This window comes from Mesorhizobium sp. 1B3 (assembly GCF_050958605.1).
Classification (GTDB): Bacteria; Pseudomonadota; Alphaproteobacteria; order Rhizobiales; family Rhizobiaceae.
Map to the genome: position 1 here is coordinate 234152 of NZ_JBJHDO010000002.1, position 16969 is coordinate 251120.

The following is a 16969-nucleotide window of genomic DNA, read 5'->3' on the forward strand; positions in this document are numbered from 1 at the left end:
TTCCCGGGCGGTTGCCTGCCGCCCGGGATTGTTCAAGGGCTTGCATGCGATGCTGAAAGACTGGCGGTTCTGGTTTGTCGTCCCGACCGTGCTGGCGCTCGGGACCGTCGTCTTCTTCCCGAGCGGCTATCTCCTATGGATGAGCGTCTCGCATTGGGTCGTCACGCAACCCGGAGTTTATTTCAACGGTCTCGCCAACTTCTCGAACCTGTTCGGCAGCAGTGAATTTGGCGCGGCCGTTTGGATTACGGCGCTCTATCTGGTTCTTTCGACCGTGCTGATGCTGGCGCTTGCCTTTGGTTTTGCGCTGGCCCTGGCTAGCCCCGGCTCCTCCGGCCTCGTGCGCGCGGTGATCGTGATGCCGCTGGTCATCCCGCCCGTCGTCGCGGGCTTTACCTGGCGCTTCCTCCTAAACGGCGAGATCGGTTTCATTGGGGCGTTCCTGCTGCCGATGATGGGAATGAAGATCAATCTGCTTGCCGATCCCGTCGGCGCGCTCTTCTCGATCGTCGTCGCCGACGTGTGGAGCCGCACGCCCTTCATGTTCCTGATCTTCCTCGCGGCGCTTCAAAGCATCCCGCGCGACTATTACGAAGCGGTCCGGCTCGACGGCGCGACGCGCCTGCAGGAGTTCCGCCTAGTCACGCTCCCCCTGATGAAGGGGGCCGTGGCGGTGGCGCTGCTGTTTCGGGTCATCGATGCGCTGAACACCTTCGAACTCATCTACGTCATGACCAAGGGCGGCCCTGGCCGCGCGACGCAAACCCTCTCTCTTCTGGGATGGAAAACGGCTTTCCAGGGTTTCGATCTTGGCGGCGCCGCAGCCCTGGGTGTCGTCATGCTGGTCGTGACGACAATCTGTGCAAGCGTCGTTTTCAGACGGTTCATGAGGACGAACTGATGTCGAACGAAGCCGGCCAAACCGCCTTAAGGAAAATCGGACGGGTGCTCTTCATCATTGCGGCACTCGTGTTCGTGCTCATGCCGATCGCATGGCTGGCGCTCGGTTCCTTCAAGACCCGCGAGGCTGCCCTTGCGGTGCCGCCGCAAATCCTGTTCGAGCCGGATTTTTCCGCCTACGCCAAGATCATGTCGCAAGGCTTTCTCGGATCGTTCCAGAACAGCCTGACAATTGCGCTGACAAACGTGGTGCTGACGCTTGTTCTGGGGACGCCGGCCGCCTTTGCGCTCACTCGGATGCGCGGTCCCGTCCAGGAGAATCTGTCGTTCTGGCTTTTGTCCATAAGGATGGCCCCGCTCTTCGCTGTCATCCTGCCGCTCTATGTGCTGTTCAAATCGATCGGCCTGCTCGATACCCCGTTTGCCGTCGCGCTTGCGCATCTGACGCTGACCTTGCCGATGGCGATCTGGATGCTGGTGACTTATTTCCGCACCATTCCCGAAGATCTCGATCAGGCGGCCTTACTCGACGGCGCCAATGCGCTGCAGATCCTGTGGCTTGTCATCATTCCTATCGCCCGTCCGATGTTGGCGTCGGTGGCGATCCTCGTTTTCATCTTTTCCTGGAACGAGTTTCTGCTCGCCTTCATCCTGACGTCGAGGAATGCGCAGACTGTGCCCGTCGCTGTGGCCTCTCTTGCCGGGACCATGTCGTTCGACTGGCCGCTCATCGCCGCCGTTTCGGTGTGCTCGATGATCCCCGCCTTGCTGTTTGTCGGCTTCGCCCAGCGGCATATCGTTTCCGGGCTGGCTTCGGGGGCGGTCAAGTGAGCTCTTTTCACGTTCTCATAACCGGAGCGACGGGCGGCATAGGATCCGCGTTGGCACACCACTTCGCAAAAGGCGGCTGGCTGGTCAGCGGCATCGACCTCGAAGTTGCCCGTGTCGACGGTCCTGCCTATCGTCACTACCAGGCCGATATCACCGACGAGCTTGCGTTGAGCGCCGCATTCGACGCCGCCACGCGACGGGCACCGCTCGATGCGGTGATCGCCAACGCCGCGCTCACGGATCTCGATCACCGGTTGGCGATCGATCTCGACTATAGAACCTGGCAACGCATCATGCGGGTCAATGTCGATGGAGCCTTTCTGACCGGGCGCCTGGCCGCCCGCCATATGCGTGCGCGGGAGCGAGGCAACATCGTTTTTGTGACCTCGTCGCTTGCGTTCCTCGATCAGGCGAAGGCCAATGACGCCCCGTACTGCGCTTCGAAATCCGCCGTCGAGATGTACGCCCGAGTGCTTGCGCTGGAGGCCGCGGCCGAGGGCATCAACGTCAACACGCTCTTCCCTTCGGTGAAGATAGATACCGGCTTTTTCGCCCATTTGCCGGAAGCGGAACGAGGGAGCCTGGCGCGCCCCGAGCTGCTCAACGAGACCGCGATGTTCCTCGCGAGCCTTGGCCCGGGAAAATTGACCGGCATGTCGCTCGATCAGCAGAAATGGGACGACGACAGTGCTTATCGGGAGAGCCTCATCGGAGCCGCATCATGACCGATTTATACCTCGAGGCCGGCCTTGCGACGCTGCCGGAAATCAAGGACTTCGTCGCGCGCTGCCCGTATGTCATCCTTCCCGTCGGTTCGACGGAGCAGCACGGGCCGCATCTGCCGATCAACACCGATACGATGATCGCCGAGGCGGTGGCGCTGGCCACGGCCAAACGCAGCCGCGGGCTTGTCCTTCCAGGAATCCCGCTCGGCTATGCCTGGGTTTGGCGCGACGTCCCGGCAAGCCTGACATTGAGCTTCGACACCTATGTGCGGGTCATAACGGAGACGGTCGAAAGCCTCTCGAGATGGGGCGTCAAGGCCGTCTACGTCATGTCCGGCCATGGCGCCAATCCGCAGGTCATCAAGCATGCTCTGCGTGAGTCGATCCATGGCAAGATCGATGTGAAGGTACTTTACGGCATGTATGCCGGCCTGAAGGAGATGATAGCCGAAGCCGATAGCGACAGCTGGCACGGGGATGTGCATGCAGAGGAAATCGAGACCTCGCTCATGCTGGCCATCGCACCGCATCTCGTCCGCATGGAATTGGCCGCCGCCGATTATCCGCCGGCGCCGGCCGACTACGGCCAGTCGGAGCTTGCGATGGGACATCTGATGCGTTCGGGCGTCTTCGGCGATCCGACCAAGGCGACCGCCGAGAAGGGCAGGCGCTGGCTCGATCTTGCCGCCGATCGCTCCGCAGCCCTCTGGACCAGCTTTCTCGAACGCCACAATCTGCCAACAGGAGAATAGCCATGGCTGAAATCATGACGACGCGGGGGCCGATCTCTCCCGACCAGCTTGGCGTGACCGATTATCACGAACACCTCTATGTCGAGCCGCCGAGCTGGCTCCACAAGAGCGATCCCGATTTTGCGCTGAACTCGGTCGAAAAATCCAGCGAGGAACTGCAACGCTTCGCCAAAGCCGGCGGGCGTACCCTGTGCGAACTGACGGCAGTCGATTTCGGCCGCAATATCAATAAGATCAAGGCAGTTGCCGACAATGTGCCGGAGGTGAACGTCATCGTGACGGCCGGCTACAACAGGCCCTCCTATATGGGCCGCTGGGTCCACGCCGTATCCGAGGCAGATATGATCCGGGACACCGTGCGCGATCTGACCAAGGGAATCGACGGCACGGATGTGAAAGCCGGCATCATCAAGTGCGGTACCGAATACAACAATTTCAACGAAAGCGGACAGAAGCTCGTGCGGGTGGCGGCTGCCGCCTATCGCGAAACGGGGCGCCCCGTCATCACGCATACCACTGCGGGTACGATGGGGTACGAGCAGGCGAGCCTGCTGATCGAGCTCGGGGTCGATCCGCACCGCATCGCGCTCAGTCACATGGACCGTAACCTGGATGCAGGCGACCATCTGCGGGTCACGAAACTCGGCGTGTATGTCGGCTACGATTGCTTCGGCAAGACCAAATATGGTCCGGAATCCGCCCGACTGGCGCTGTTGCGCGAAATGTTGGACGCAGGCGCCGGGCATCGCATCTTGATCGGCAACGACCTGGGACGACCAAGCTACTGGAAGTCCTATGGAGGCGGTCCCGGGCTCGATTTCGTGCTGACGGAATTCCAGGAGCGCGCGCTCGCGAGCGGCTTCACGAAAGCCGAACTCGACATGATGCTCATCGACAATCCGCGCCGTTTCTTTGCCGGCGAGCAATGACGGCTATGAAGGCCACGATTGGGATCGATCTCGGAACCTCGGCGGTAAAGGTCGTGGCTGTCGGGCTGGACGGAAGCCTGCTTGCGGAGGTCAGCAGGCCTTATCCGACCCATACCCCTCTGCCGGGCTGGGTTGAACAATCGCCCGATGACTGGTGGACGGCGGTGTGCCAGGCGCTGCGTGAGGTCCGTGCCACGGTAGCAGAGGCTGATCTTGTCGGCGTGGGCCTCTCCGGTCAGCTCAACGGTGTCGTGTTGCTCGACGATGCCGGCCAGCTCCTGGGCGATGCGATCATCTGGCTCGACACCAGGGCGACTGCGGAAGCAGAGAAACTCGTGAACGGATTTGGCGATCTCATGCGAGAGCGCGCAGCCACGGAGTTGAACGCCATCACCGTTCTGGCGAAACTCGCATGGCTGGCAGTCAACGATCCGGAAAGGCTTGGCCGAGCCCGTTCGGCGCTGCTGGTCAAGGACTACATACTTTGGCGGCTCACCGATGTTCGTCAGACCGATCCGTCGGACGCATCGGCGACCGGCATGATGGATGTCTACACGCTCGATTGGATCGAAGAGCTCTGCGCGGCTGCCGGATTTGATCCCAAGCTCCTGCCGCCCATCGGACGCTCGACGGCCGTTGCGGGCTATGTGACCCCACGAGCCTCCGCCATGACCGGACTCCCCAGCGGGGTGCCGGTTGTACCCGGAGCCGGCGATGTGGCGGCACTTGCCGTCGGTTGCGGCGTCGCCGAGGCAGGAGTGCTTGGGGTCACGCTTGGCACTGCAGGCCACGTCGTCTTGGCGCGAGACGCTGAAGAGGCTTTTCGGATCCGTCCGGGCATGTGGCGGGTCACCCATGCCGACCCCGACCAGGCGTTGTGGCTGGGGCTCGTGATGAGCGGCGGGCTCAGCCTTTCCTGGCTCCATCGTCTTGTCCGTTCGGCAGACTCGCCGCTGACATTCGACGCGATGGTTGCGTGCGCGAACCAGGTTCCGCCTGGCGCGAACGGCCTGAGTTTCATCCCTTTCCTGGAGGGGGCTGCTACACCTTACGCCATGCCCTCCGCGCGTGGAGCATTCACCGGCCTCTCGTCATCGACCTCCATCGGAGACATGACACAGGCAGTGATGGAAGGTGTCGCCTTCAACGTCCGCCAATGTGTCGAGCTCTTCACCGAATATGGCGGGAGCATAAAGGAAGTAAGAATCGCCGAGGGCGGGGCGCGTGTCGACCGATGGTGCCAGATTTTGGCCGACGTCCTGCAACGGCCCGTGGTGCGGCTGGAACATCTCGACACGTCGAGCCTTGGCGCCGCTCTGATGGCGCAGACCGCCGTCACTGGTGTGAGCCTTCGTTCCCTCACGGCGGACCTGGCGAAAGGCGGTCGGCGCTTCGATCCCGATGCGCTCAATCTGGATGCCTATGAACGCGCCTATCGCCGGTATCTCGTCGGGGCCGAGGGCGAAGTAAATCGCGTCCGCGATCCCCGAAATCATTGAAATCAAGCCCGAGCCTGACACGGCTCTCGAAACCCAACGAAAGGGGTGTCTCATGACGATTGTTCGCCTGGAAAAAACCCATCGCCTCAGCGATGCCGTTGTCTATAACGGCGTCGCCTATCTGTCGGGCGCGGTGGGGCGCACGGGGACGGATGCCGAGAGCCAGACACGCGAAGCCCTTGCTGAGATCGACCGGGTTCTTGCGCTTGCCGGAACCGACAAGTCGCGGCTTCTCTCGGCGGCTGTGTGGCTCGCCGACATTTCCGACTACGAGGCGATGAACCGGGCCTGGGATGCCTGGGTGGACAAGGACAATCCGCCTGCTCGCGCTACCGGCCAGGTGCCGTTGGCTCGCGAGAAATATCGAGTGGAGATCGTCGTTACCGCCGCGGTTCCTCCGACAGCTTGAAATAGCATTCTCCGGTCGCCGGATCCTGCATGGGCGCGGCGACCGACGCGGTCACCCTTTGACCGAAGGGGGAAGGAATGCCAGCATGGCGCGGTATTCAAACTCTCCCAAGCCCATGGCCCGTATTTCCACCGCGCGTACCACCATCGATTTCGACAAGCCTGGCAAGCAGATCGGCTTCGTCGATATCCCCCACTCGCCGCATGAGGATGCATGGGGCGCCGTCCGTATTCCGCTGGCGGTCATCGCCAACGGCACGGGCCCGACGGTCATTCTGCAGGCCGGCAATCACGGCGACGAATATGAGGGCCCGATAACGCTGGGCGAGCTGATCCGCACGCTCGACCCCGCAACGATCGAAGGACGCCTCATCTTCCTGCCCGCCGTCAATCTTCCCGCCGTCGCCGCAGGCAGACGCACTTCGCCCGTCGACGGGCTCAATCTCAATCGCACTTTTCCCGGCGATCCCTTGGGTAGCATCACCCAGCAGATCTCGGCCTATGTCAGCGACGTGATCTTCCCGCTGGGCGATGCTTTCGTCGATCTCCATTCCGGCGGCTCTTCGCTCAACATCCTGCCCAGCGCCATCGTCGAGCCGGCGCCGAACGAGGAGCATCGCCGGAGAAACATCGCGGCCGTGCTCGCTTTCGCAGCGCCGCTGTCAGTCGTCATCGACAATCTCGGCGATCCCCGTACCGCGACCGCGACCGCGGTGCGGGCAGGCCTCACCACCGTCGGCACGGAGATGGCAGGCGCCGGAACGGTGTCGCTCGATGCGCCGGCGATCTGCCGGCGCGGGGTTCGCAATCTGCTTGCTCATTTCGGCGTGCTGCCGTCGGGCGAAGCGGCCTCTCCCCCGTCGATGCGTAAGATCCTCAGGATTCCCGGCCCGGACGGTTACGTACTGGCGAGCTGCGAGGGTGTCTTCGAGCCGCTCCATGAGCTCGGTACCGAAGTGAAGGCGGGCCAGGAGGCAGGCCATATCCACAATCTGACCGACTCCTCGCGCGCGCCGGAAGTGCTGCGTTACGCAGCCGATGGAATCGTCTACGGTCGCCGCCAGCCCGGCCGGGTGGTCACCGGCAATTGCTGCGCGACCGTGGCCGGACCATACGAAGGAGATCTTGCGTGATCGATATCGAGGACATCCAAACAGCCGCCCAGCGGATCGGCAGCCACATCAGGCGTACGCCAGCCATCGAAGCGACACAGCTCAAGTCGCCGCTGGGCGAGCTCGAGGTAACGCTGAAGCTCGAACTGCTGCAAGTCACCGGCTCGTTCAAGGCCCGCGGCGCGACCAACCGGCTCCTGGCAATGGACGAGGCGGATCTGGCCAAAGGGGTGGTGACTGCCTCCGGTGGAAATCATGGCATTGCCACCGCGAGGGCTGCCTGGATGGCAGGCGTCCCCGCGACGATCTTCCTGCCGTCGAATGCTTCCCCGTCCAAGATCGAAAAACTCAAGGCCTGGGGCGCGGAAACGCGGATCGTGGGCTCGGCCTGGGATCAATCCAATGTGGCCGCGCTGGATTTCGTCGCCAAGACGGGCGCTGCCTATTTCCATCCCTTCGCCGATCCGCATGTGGTGGCCGGGCAGGGAACGGTCGCACTCGAGATACTGGATCAGGTGAGAGACGTCGACGTCGTGCTTGTCGCGATGGGCGGTGGCGGGTTGGTGAGCGGCGTCGCGACAGCGATGAAGGCGCTTTCGCCGAAGGTGAAAGTAGTCGGTATCGAAGCGGAAGGGTGTCCCGTGCTGCTGCGTGCGCTCGAAGCTGGCGAGAATATCGGGCTCGACAAGATCACCACTTCGGTCGCGACCATGGCCTGCGCCAAGACCGACGACGCCATCTTCGAGATCGTGCGCGAGCGCGTCGATGACATCGTTCTCGTGGATGACGAGGAGATGCGCAAAGCTGCGCGTTGGCTGTGGTTCGAGATGGGTCTCGCCGCCGACCTGAGCGGCGCGGCAGCCATCGCCGCACTCAGGGAAGGCCGTGTCGCGGTCCGTCCGGGCGATCGCGTATGCGCCATCGTATGCGGGGCCGGGCCGGATGCGATTGTAGGGTAAGGCCCGGCGCTTTACCCCTCACCCGGCCTTCGCTTCGCTCGGCCGACCTCTCCCCGAGGGGGAGGGGATTTTTCGCGTCGGCGTCAAGCCGGAGCTCTCGATAGGGCGCAAACGTTGCCGATCTCCTCTCCCCTTGGGGAGAGGTCGGCCGAGCGAAGCGGAGGCCGGGTGAGGGGGGCCTCCTTTACTTCGAAACCAGCATCTTCGTCAGCGGATGCCCGGCGTCAGCGAGCCCCTCGATCACGTTGTAATGGTGGCGGTCGGGCTCGATCACCGTGGCGGTTCTGGCACCGAGTCCAGTCCAGATATTGGCGAGCAGCGCATTCTGGCGCAGGAATTCGGCACGTTCGCTTGCGCCCGCCCAGCAGGTAAGACGCAAACCATCCACTACTGGACGCAACAGTGCCGGGCTTTCGGCGGAAGCCTCCGCCTCGTCGATGCGCAGCCGCTCGTTCATGGCGGTCCGCATCAGCGGGCGCAGATCATGGAGGCCTGAGATCGAAAGGACATGGCGTATGCGCTGCCTGACATCGGCTGCGAGCGGGGTGGAAGCACATACCATACGGCAGGCCAGATGACCGCCGGCGGAATGCCCGGTGAGCATCAAAGGGCCCTCGATCAGTTTGGCGGCGGCGGCGATCGCGGTGGCGATCTCATCGACGATACCGGTAATGCGGATTTCCGGGCAGAGCGTGTAGGAAGGCAGGGCGACCGCGTAACCATTAGCAACAGGGCCGGCGGCAAGATGGGACCAATAACTCTTGTCGGTCGCCATCCAGAAGCCACCGTGGACGAAGACCACCAGGCCCCTGGTCGCGCCCTCGGGCAGGAAAAGGTCAAAGCGATTACGCTCCGCTTGGCCATAGGGCAGGTCGAGCTTCGCCCGCCCGGCCGAGGATAGTTTCTCGCGGAAGACCTTCGCGGGTTCGGTCCAGGCCGCGGGCCAGCGATCGCCGCCGGCTATGTTGGCCCCGTTCGTGTAGGCGTCGTCCCAGTCCACGATCTGATGATGGATCATCGGTCATTCTCCTCCACCTGTTTGCGTGCCGGGTAGCGGGAAGAAAGTCAATCTGGTTGCCGAGAGAAACTTTATGCTTGAAATAATTTCCTTGAAATCGCCGCTCGCAAATGCGATGCAAACTGATGTGCAGTCGAGAATGGGAGGTCTCGCCGTGACGATCGCCGGCGCCGGTCTTTTGGAAGAACCGGAGCACATCGCTGCGTCCCAAACCCGCTGGAAAATGCAGCCGTTCGCGGGAGCCCTGCGAACGGAGCAACGATCCTAGGACGCTACCCGATGCTCGGACCCACTTCGCATTTCGACACATTTGCGCGGGACAACTTGCCTCCGCGGGAGGAATGGCCTGACTTCCTGCTGGAGGGCTTCGACTATCCCGAGCATGTCAATGCCGCCGTCGAGCTCACCGATGCCATAGTGGAGAAGGGGTTTGGCGACCACACCGCATTGATCGGCAACGGCCGCCGCCGCACTTACAAGGAGCTCTCCGACTGGACCAACCGACTGGCTCATGCACTGGTCGAGGATTATGGCGTCAAGCCGGGCAACCGCGTGCTCATCCGTTCCGCGAACAACCCCGCGATGGTCGCCTGCTGGCTCGCCGCCACCAAGGCGGGCGCGGTGGTGGTCAACACCATGCCAATGCTGCGTTCGGGCGAGCTCGCCCAGATCGTCGACAAGGCCGAGATCTCGCTCGCGCTCTGCGACACGCGCATCAAGGACGACCTCGTAGCCTGCGCGAAGGAGAGCCGTTTCCTCAAGACGGTTGTAGGCTTTGACGGCACCGCCAATCACGACGCCGAGCTCGATCGCATCGCGCTCAACAAATCCGTGAAATTCGACGCGGTGCGCACGGGCCGCGACGACGTGGCGTTGCTCGGCTTCACCTCCGGCACGACCGGCGAGCCGAAGGCCACGATGCATTTCCACCGCGATCTTCTGATCATCGCCGATGGTTATGCGAAGGAGGTGCTCGGCGTGACCCCCGACGACGTCTTCGTCGGTTCGCCGCCGCTTGCCTTCACCTTCGGTCTCGGTGGGCTCGCCATCTTCCCCTTGCGTTTCGGCGCCGCGGCGACGCTGCTCGAAAGTGCCACGCCGCCCAACATGATCGAGATCATCGAGACCTACAAGGCAACGATCTGTTTCACGGCGCCTACCGCCTATCGGGCGATGCTCGCCGCCATGGATAATGGCGCCGACCTGTCATCGCTGCGGCTTGCAGTCTCGGCCGGCGAAACGCTGCCGGCGCCTGTCTATGAGGATTGGCGGCGCAAGACCGGCAAACCGATCCTCGACGGGATCGGCGCGACGGAGATGCTGCATATCTTCATCACCAATCGTCTCGGCGATTCCGCACCAGCTTCCACCGGCAGACCGGTCGGCGGCTACGAGGCGAAGATCGTCGACGACGAGATGCGCGAGCTGCCGCGCGGCGAGGTCGGCCGGCTTGCCGTGCGCGGGCCGACGGGTTGCCGTTACCTCGCCGACAAGAGGCAACGCAACTACGTGCGCGATGGCTGGAACCTGACGGGAGATTCCTTCGTGCAGGATGAGAAGGGGTATTTCCACTTCGCCGCCCGGTCGGACGACATGATCATCTCCTCCGGCTACAATATTGCCGGCCCGGAGGTGGAGGCGGCTTTGCTCTCCCACCTCGAGGTCCGCGAATGCGCCGTCATCGGCCGACCCGACGATCAGCGCGGGCAGATCGTCGAGGCTCATGTCGTTCTGGTCGAGGGCGTAGCGGCGGACGCGATGACCATCAAGCGGCTGCAGGACCATGTGAAGGCTGCGATCGCACCCTACAAATACCCGCGCTCGATCGTGTTCACCGATGCACTGCCGAAGACGCAGACCGGCAAGATCCAGCGTTTCCGGTTGCGTTCGGAGCATCAAGCGTGACGGCGGCGCCGGACGAGCGGGAGGAGGGCATCCGCACCGCGGTCGCCGCGCCCATGTCCTACAGCGACTACCTGCATCTCGACCAGGTGCTGGGCGCCCAGGAGATGCTTTCGGATTCGCCCGACGAGTTGCTCTTCATCATCCAGCACCAGACATCGGAACTGTGGATGAAGCTCGCCATCCATGAAGCGAGCTCGGCTTGCGCCGCGATCCGGGATGATCGGCTCGAGCCGGCCTTCAAGATGCTCACCCGCATAGCGCGCATTTTCGAGCAATTGAACAGCGCCTGGGATGTGCTGCGCACCATGACACCCAGCGAATATACGCGTTTTCGCGCTGCACTCGGACAATCCTCGGGTTTCCAGTCGTGGCAGTATCGGGCAATCGAATTCCTCGCGGGAAATCGCAATCTGGCGATGCTGAAGCCCCATGCCGACCGGCCCGAGGCGTCATCCAAGCTGGAGGCGATCCTTGCCCGGCCGAGCCTCTACGACGAAGCGTTGCTGCTGCTTGGACGACAGGGCTTTGATATCGGCGCCGATGCCCGCCGCACGGACTGGCGGCAGAGCCGCGAGGAGAACGAAGCCGTGCTCGCCGCCTGGAAGGTGGTCTATGCCGAGCCGGAGCGCCACTGGATGCTCTACGAGCTCGCGGAAAAGCTTGTCGATTTCGAAGACTATTTTCGCCGCTGGCGCTTCAATCACGTTACAACGGTAGAGCGGATCATCGGACTTAAGAAGGGGACGGGAGGCACCGCAGGAGTATCCTATCTGCGCAGGATGCTGGAGGTTGTGCTTTTCCCCGAACTCTGGAAGGTTCGAACCGAGCTTTAGCCGGGTCCATGGAAGAAACTGGCGAACCGGCTCGCGAACAACAGGCTTGGAACTCTGGGAGGAGTAATACGATGAAGAGAATTCTCGCTGCGGGCCTTTTGGCCCTGTCCGTCGGCGTATCGGGGGTGGCGTTCGCCGAACCCATCAAGATCGGCATGATCACCACGCTTTCGGGCGGCGGCGCCGGCCTCGGCATCGACGTGCGCGACGGCTTCATGCTGGCGCTCGAACAGGCGGGCAACAAGGAGATCGAGGTCGTCACCGAGGACGACGCGCAGAAGCCCGAAATGGCCGTTCAGATCGCCGATAAGATGATCCAGAGCGACAAGGTCGACATCCTTACGGGCATCATCTGGTCCAACCTTGCCATGGCCGTGGTGCCGAATGCGGTGGCGCAGGGCAAGTTCTACCTGTCGCCGAATGCCGGGCCGTCGGCGCTCGCCGGCGCCAAATGCAACGAGAACTACTTCAACGTCGCCTGGCAGAACGACAATCTGCACGAGGCGATGGGGGCATACGCCAACGAGGCCGGCTACAAGAAATCGTTCATTCTGGCCCCGAACTATCCGGCCGGCACGGACGCACTGACCGGTTACAAGCGCTTCTATAAGGGCGAGCTTGCCGGCGAGCTCTACACCAAGGTCGGCCAAACCGATTACGCCGCCGAGATCGCGCAGATCCGGGATTCCGGCGCGGATTCGGTCTACATCTTCCTGCCGGGCGGTATGGGCATCGCCTTCATGAAGCAATATGCCCAGTCCGGCGTGAAGATCCCGGTCACCGGCCCCGGCTTCTCCTTCGACCAGGATGTGCTCGGCGCGATCGGCGACGCAGCCGTCGGCGTCAAGAACACGGCGCAATGGTCGCCCGATCTCGACAACGAGACCAACAAGAAATTCGTCGAAAGCTTCAAGGCGAAATACGGCCGCATCCCGTCGCTTTACGCCAGCCAGGGCTTCGACACGGCGAACCTGATCCTCGCGGCGGCCGGCAAGGCCAGCGTCAAGGACGCGGACGCCTTCCGCGCAGCGCTCAAGGAAGCGAACTTCGAGTCGACGCGCGGCGACTTCAAGTTCGGCAATAACAATCACCCTATCCAGGACATCTATGTTCGCGAGGTCGTGAAGGACGGCGACGCCATCACCAACAAGATCATCGCCACCGGCTTCACCGACCACCAGGACGCCTACGCCAAGGATTGCAAAATGTGAGCGTGTGCCCCTCAGGCGGTCTCGCGGCACCCCTCATCCGACCTCTCTAAGCGAGGTCGGATGAGGGGTTTTCAACCCGCAACGCTTTCACCGGAACCCATTCTTGTCCCCAGCACTTCTCATAGAGCAGATCCTCAACGGCCTGCAGTTCGGCGTCATGCTGTTCCTGATGGCGGCGGGGCTGACGCTGATCTTCGGCGTCATGGGACTGATCAATCTCGCCCATGGCTCCCTCTACATGATCGGGGCTTTCGCCTGCGCCACCGTGGCTGCCGCGACAGGCTCGTTCTGGCTGGGTCTCGCAGCAAGTCTCGCGGCGGCAGCCGCTGCGGGCGCGCTGGTCGAACTCCTCGTCATAAGGCGCCTCTACGATCGCGATCATCTCGACCAGGTGCTGGCGACCTTCGCCCTCATATTGATTTTTTCCGAAGGGGCACGCTGGCTGTTCGGCTCCTTCCCTCTCTATCTCGACATCCCGCCACTGCTTGCCGGCGCCGTGGAGCTGCCGGGCGGTCTGCTCTACCCGCTCTACCGGCTCGCCATCATCGGCGTGGGCATCGCCGTGGCCGCCGGCCTTTACTTGCTGATTGCGCGCACCAGGCTCGGCATGCGCATCCGCGCAGGCGAGTCCGATCGCGAGATGATCGCCGCCCTGGGCATCGACATCCGCACGCTCTACACCGTGGTCTTCGCTTTGGGGGCGGCGCTTGCCGGCCTTGCCGGCGCCCTGGTCGGCGCGCTGCAGTCCGTTCAGGTCGGCATGGGCGAGCCGGTTCTCATCCTCGCTTTCGTCGTCATCGTGATCGGTGGCATCGGTTCGATCAAAGGCGCGCTCGTCGGCGCTCTGCTCGTCGGGCTGATCGATACGCTCGGCCGTTTCCTGCTGCCGAAGTTCTTTGCCCTGTTCCTCGGCGCCTCCGACGGCGCAACTGTCGGAGCAGCTCTTGCGTCGATGCTGATCTATCTTGTCATGGCCGTCATCCTGGCGGTGCGGCCGAAAGGCCTGTTCGCGATGACCGCATGAAAGCGCGCGAGACCACGGTCAATCTCGCATTGGCCATCCTGCTTCTGGCGTTTCCGCTGGTGGCGCAGGCTTTGGGGGAGCAGTTCTACATAACCCTCGCGACACGCATGGCGATCCTGGCGCTAGCCGCCGTCGGTCTCAACCTCGCGCTGGGCCTCGGCGGTCTGGTGTCGTTCGGTCATGCCGCCTTCTTCGGCATCGGCGGTTACACGGCGGGCATCATGGGCACGCATGCACTCAATATGGAGCCGCTGTTCTTCGGCATCCCTGCGAGTGAACAGATGCCCGTGGCGTGGATCGTCGCGATCCTGGCCTGCGCGCTTGTGGCCTTGGTCACAGGCGCGATCAGCCTGCGCACTTCGGGCGTCTATTTCATCATGATCACGCTCGCCTTCGCTCAGATGGTCTATTATTTCGCCATCTCCTGGCCCGCCTATGGTGGCGAGGACGGCCTTTCGCTAGCCCTGCGCAACAGCTTCCCCGGCCTGAACACCGCCGATCCCATGAGCTTCTTCCTCATCGCGTTCGGCACGCTGACGGCAGCGCTGGTGCTTTTCGCCGTCATCCGCGGCTCGCGCTTCGGCTCCGCGCTCCAGGCGGCGCGGCAGAACGAGACGCGGCTCGCCACCGTGGGCGTGGCGCCCTACAGGATCCGGCTCGCCGCCTATGTCATCTCCGCTGCCATCACCGGCGTCGCCGGCGTGCTGTTCGCCAATCTCAACCGCTTCGTCAGCCCGTCGATGCTGTCTTGGCAGATGTCGGGTGAACTCATCGTGCTGATCATATTGGGCGGCACGGCGCGGCTCTTCGGCCCCGTTGCCGGCGCCATGCTCTTCGTGCTGTTCGAATTCGTGCTGGGCGGACTTACCGAACGCTGGCAGTTCTTCCTCGGCCTGATTTTGCTCGGCGTCGTGCTTTTCGCGCGCGGCGGCATCATCGGGCTGCTGGCTGGAAAGGCGCGCCATGGCTGAGCCCGTCCTCTCGCTTCGCGACATCAGGAAAAGCTTCGGCGCGTTGAGGGCGACCGATGGCGTGACCCTCGATCTCCGTCCCGGCGAGATCCACGCGCTGATCGGGCCGAATGGGGCCGGTAAGACGACGCTGATCCATCAGATTGCCGGCACGCTCAGGCCGGACAGCGGCACGATCTCCTTCCTCGGACGCGACATCGGCGCGCTGGGCGTCGCCAATCGCGCCCGCCTGGGGTTGGCGCGCAGCTTTCAGATCTCGTCATTGGCCCTGGAATTCTCGGCGTTGCGCAACGTCATGTTGGCGGTTCAGTCGCGCCAGGGTTCGAGCTTCCGCTTTTTCCGGCCGGTCAAGCGCGATCGTTCGCTTACCGAGCCCGCCATGGCGATGCTCGAACGCGTCGGCCTTGCCGAGCGAGCTCGCATTCCCGCTGCGGAATTGTCTCATGGCGAGAAGCGCCAGCTGGAGATCGCGGTCGCGCTCGCCCTGGGCCCGAAGGCTTTCCTGCTCGACGAGCCCATGGCGGGCATGGGACCGGAGGGCTCGAAGCGTCTGACCGGCTTCCTCGATCAATTGCGGAGGGAGGCGCCGATCCTGCTGGTCGAGCACGACATGGATGCAGTCTTCGCGCTGGCCGATCGCATCTCGGTCCTGGTCTATGGCAGGGTGATAGCGTCGGGCACTGTCGAAGAGATCCGCCGCGATGCCGAGGTGCGACGCGCCTATCTGGGAGAGGAAGCTTGAGCCTGCTCGAGGTGGAAAGGCTGGAGACCTTTTACGGCGCCTCTCAGGCGCTGTTCGGCGTCAGCCTTGCCGTCGCCGAAGGCGAGGTCGTCGCCTTGATGGGCCGGAACGGCATGGGCAAGACCACCACGATCCGCTCGATCCTCGGCCTCACCCGGCCGCGCGGCGGTCGGATCGACTTTGCCGGCGCGCGGATCGCGGGCATGCGGCCGCACCGTATTGCTCGTCTGGGCATCGGTCTCGTCCCGGAAGGCCGGCGCTGCTTCCCCAATCTCACGGTGCGCGAGAACCTGGTCGCGGCGGCGCGCAGGGGACAATGGACGGAAGCACGCGTCGACGAGCTATTTCCCCGGCTCGCCGAGCGGCGCGATCAATTCGCCAACACACTGTCCGGTGGCGAACAACAGATGCTGGCGATCGGGCGTGCCTTGATGACCAATCCGCGCCTTCTCATCCTCGACGAAGCCACGGAAGGGCTGGCGCCGGTGATCCGCCGGGATATCTGGTCCGCGCTCCGCACCTTGAAGGCTGCGGGCCAGTCGATCCTCGTTGTCGACAAGACGCTGGCCGAACTCCTTCCCGTCGCGGACCGCTGCTTCGTTCTGGAGAAGGGCGTGACGGTCTTCGATGGGGCGCCGCAGGCGCTGACGTCCGAGTTGCAAGATCGTTATCTCGGCGTGTGATACCACTGACCCTAACAAATCCAGGGTGCCTCCTGTCAGGTCGGAACGCCGGGCGGCTGACTGCCCCTTTCCGTCTCGGTTTCGCCAAGCTCTAGGCATGGAAAGCTCGAAAAGCGGGATAGTCCTGGTACCGATTCGGCCCCTTCGTCCTGCACTGTTGGGTGGCCTGCTCCACAGGGAACGGAATGGATCCTCGGATCAGCTCGCCCGCTGGCGCGGGCTCCCGTCCGAGGATGACGACTGCGTTGAAGACCTGCCCCAAATCGCCAACGTTGGCGATTGGCATCGACATCGAAGCTTCGTCATCCTCGAGCCGGCGCCGAGCGAAGCGATGGCGCCGTGACCCGAGGATCCATTCCGTGAGGTTGGGGCAACCCACCCAACGGTGCAGAACGAAGTGGCCGAACGGCAGTGACGGCAGCCATCGTCTGAATCTATCGTACCGCCCGAGATGGGTAGATCCGGTA

17 protein-coding genes are annotated in these 16969 nt (G+C 63.2%); 16 read left to right on the forward strand and 1 reads right to left on the reverse strand.

The annotated features are described in order from the left end of the window. Positions 1–49: 49 nt before the first annotated feature. From ACCO56_RS06180 to ACCO56_RS06220, 9 genes are all read left to right on the forward strand, one after another. Entirely contained in the window at positions 50–901 is an 852-nt protein-coding gene (locus ACCO56_RS06180; protein ID WP_433638702.1) for a carbohydrate ABC transporter permease, read from the forward strand. Continuing rightward, positions 901–1731: a carbohydrate ABC transporter permease gene (locus ACCO56_RS06185; RefSeq protein ID WP_433638704.1), complete on the forward strand. Its 831-nt coding sequence runs from the start codon at positions 901–903 to the stop codon at positions 1729–1731. Before ACCO56_RS06180 ends, ACCO56_RS06185 begins: the two co-directional genes overlap by 1 nt. Further along, on the forward strand, positions 1728–2456 hold the full coding sequence (locus tag ACCO56_RS06190; protein WP_433638705.1) for an SDR family NAD(P)-dependent oxidoreductase: 729 nt from the start codon (positions 1728–1730) through the stop codon (positions 2454–2456). Before ACCO56_RS06185 ends, ACCO56_RS06190 begins: the two co-directional genes overlap by 4 nt. Continuing rightward, on the forward strand, positions 2453–3208 hold the full coding sequence (locus ACCO56_RS06195; RefSeq protein WP_433638706.1) for a creatininase family protein: 756 nt from the start codon (positions 2453–2455) through the stop codon (positions 3206–3208). Before ACCO56_RS06190 ends, ACCO56_RS06195 begins: the two co-directional genes overlap by 4 nt. Before the next feature lie 2 nt (positions 3209–3210). Beyond that, a complete protein-coding gene (locus tag ACCO56_RS06200) occupies positions 3211–4137 on the forward strand; it encodes a phosphotriesterase family protein (protein WP_433638707.1) in 927 nt (308 codons plus the stop codon). A gap of 5 nt (positions 4138–4142) precedes the next feature. Next, positions 4143–5636, forward strand: a complete 1494-nt coding sequence (locus ACCO56_RS06205) for a xylulokinase (RefSeq protein WP_433638709.1) — start codon at positions 4143–4145, stop codon at positions 5634–5636. Between the two features lie 52 nt (positions 5637–5688). Then, the gene (locus ACCO56_RS06210) at positions 5689–6045 is read left to right on the forward strand and encodes a RidA family protein (protein ID WP_433638710.1); all 357 of its coding nucleotides are present in this window, start codon (positions 5689–5691) and stop codon (positions 6043–6045) included. A gap of 85 nt (positions 6046–6130) precedes the next feature. Then, a complete protein-coding gene (locus ACCO56_RS06215; protein WP_433638713.1) occupies positions 6131–7177 on the forward strand; it encodes a succinylglutamate desuccinylase/aspartoacylase family protein in 1047 nt (348 codons plus the stop codon). Then, entirely contained in the window at positions 7174–8115 is a 942-nt protein-coding gene (locus ACCO56_RS06220) for a threonine ammonia-lyase (protein ID WP_433638716.1), read from the forward strand. The genes ACCO56_RS06215 and ACCO56_RS06220 overlap by 4 nt, the downstream gene beginning before the upstream one ends. Before the next feature lie 184 nt (positions 8116–8299). On the opposite strand, the gene ACCO56_RS06225 is transcribed toward ACCO56_RS06220, so the two are convergent. Beyond that, entirely contained in the window at positions 8300–9133 is an 834-nt protein-coding gene (locus tag ACCO56_RS06225) for an alpha/beta hydrolase (RefSeq protein WP_433638718.1), read from the reverse strand. Between the two features lie 279 nt (positions 9134–9412). Between ACCO56_RS06225 and ACCO56_RS06230 the strand changes: the two genes are divergently transcribed. The 7 genes from ACCO56_RS06230 (at position 9413) to ACCO56_RS06260 (ending at position 16502) form a co-directional block, all read left to right on the forward strand. Beyond that, positions 9413–11038, forward strand: a complete 1626-nt coding sequence (locus ACCO56_RS06230) for an AMP-binding protein (RefSeq protein WP_433638719.1) — start codon at positions 9413–9415, stop codon at positions 11036–11038. Beyond that, positions 11035–11871, forward strand: coding sequence for a tryptophan 2,3-dioxygenase (kynA, locus tag ACCO56_RS06235; protein ID WP_433638721.1), 837 nt, complete (start codon positions 11035–11037; stop codon positions 11869–11871). Before ACCO56_RS06230 ends, kynA begins: the two co-directional genes overlap by 4 nt. Before the next feature lie 71 nt (positions 11872–11942). Further along, positions 11943–13082, forward strand: a complete 1140-nt coding sequence (locus tag ACCO56_RS06240) for an ABC transporter substrate-binding protein (protein ID WP_433638723.1) — start codon at positions 11943–11945, stop codon at positions 13080–13082. 103 nt (positions 13083–13185) lie between these two features. Beyond that, a complete protein-coding gene (locus ACCO56_RS06245) occupies positions 13186–14106 on the forward strand; it encodes a branched-chain amino acid ABC transporter permease (protein ID WP_433638726.1) in 921 nt (306 codons plus the stop codon). After that, positions 14103–15077, forward strand: coding sequence for a branched-chain amino acid ABC transporter permease (locus ACCO56_RS06250; RefSeq protein WP_433638729.1), 975 nt, complete (start codon positions 14103–14105; stop codon positions 15075–15077). The genes ACCO56_RS06245 and ACCO56_RS06250 overlap by 4 nt, the downstream gene beginning before the upstream one ends. Further along, entirely contained in the window at positions 15070–15819 is a 750-nt protein-coding gene (locus ACCO56_RS06255) for an ABC transporter ATP-binding protein (RefSeq protein WP_433638732.1), read from the forward strand. Before ACCO56_RS06250 ends, ACCO56_RS06255 begins: the two co-directional genes overlap by 8 nt. Then, positions 15816–16502, forward strand: coding sequence for an ABC transporter ATP-binding protein (locus ACCO56_RS06260; protein ID WP_433638734.1), 687 nt, complete (start codon positions 15816–15818; stop codon positions 16500–16502). Before ACCO56_RS06255 ends, ACCO56_RS06260 begins: the two co-directional genes overlap by 4 nt. Positions 16503–16969: the final 467 nt, after the last annotated feature.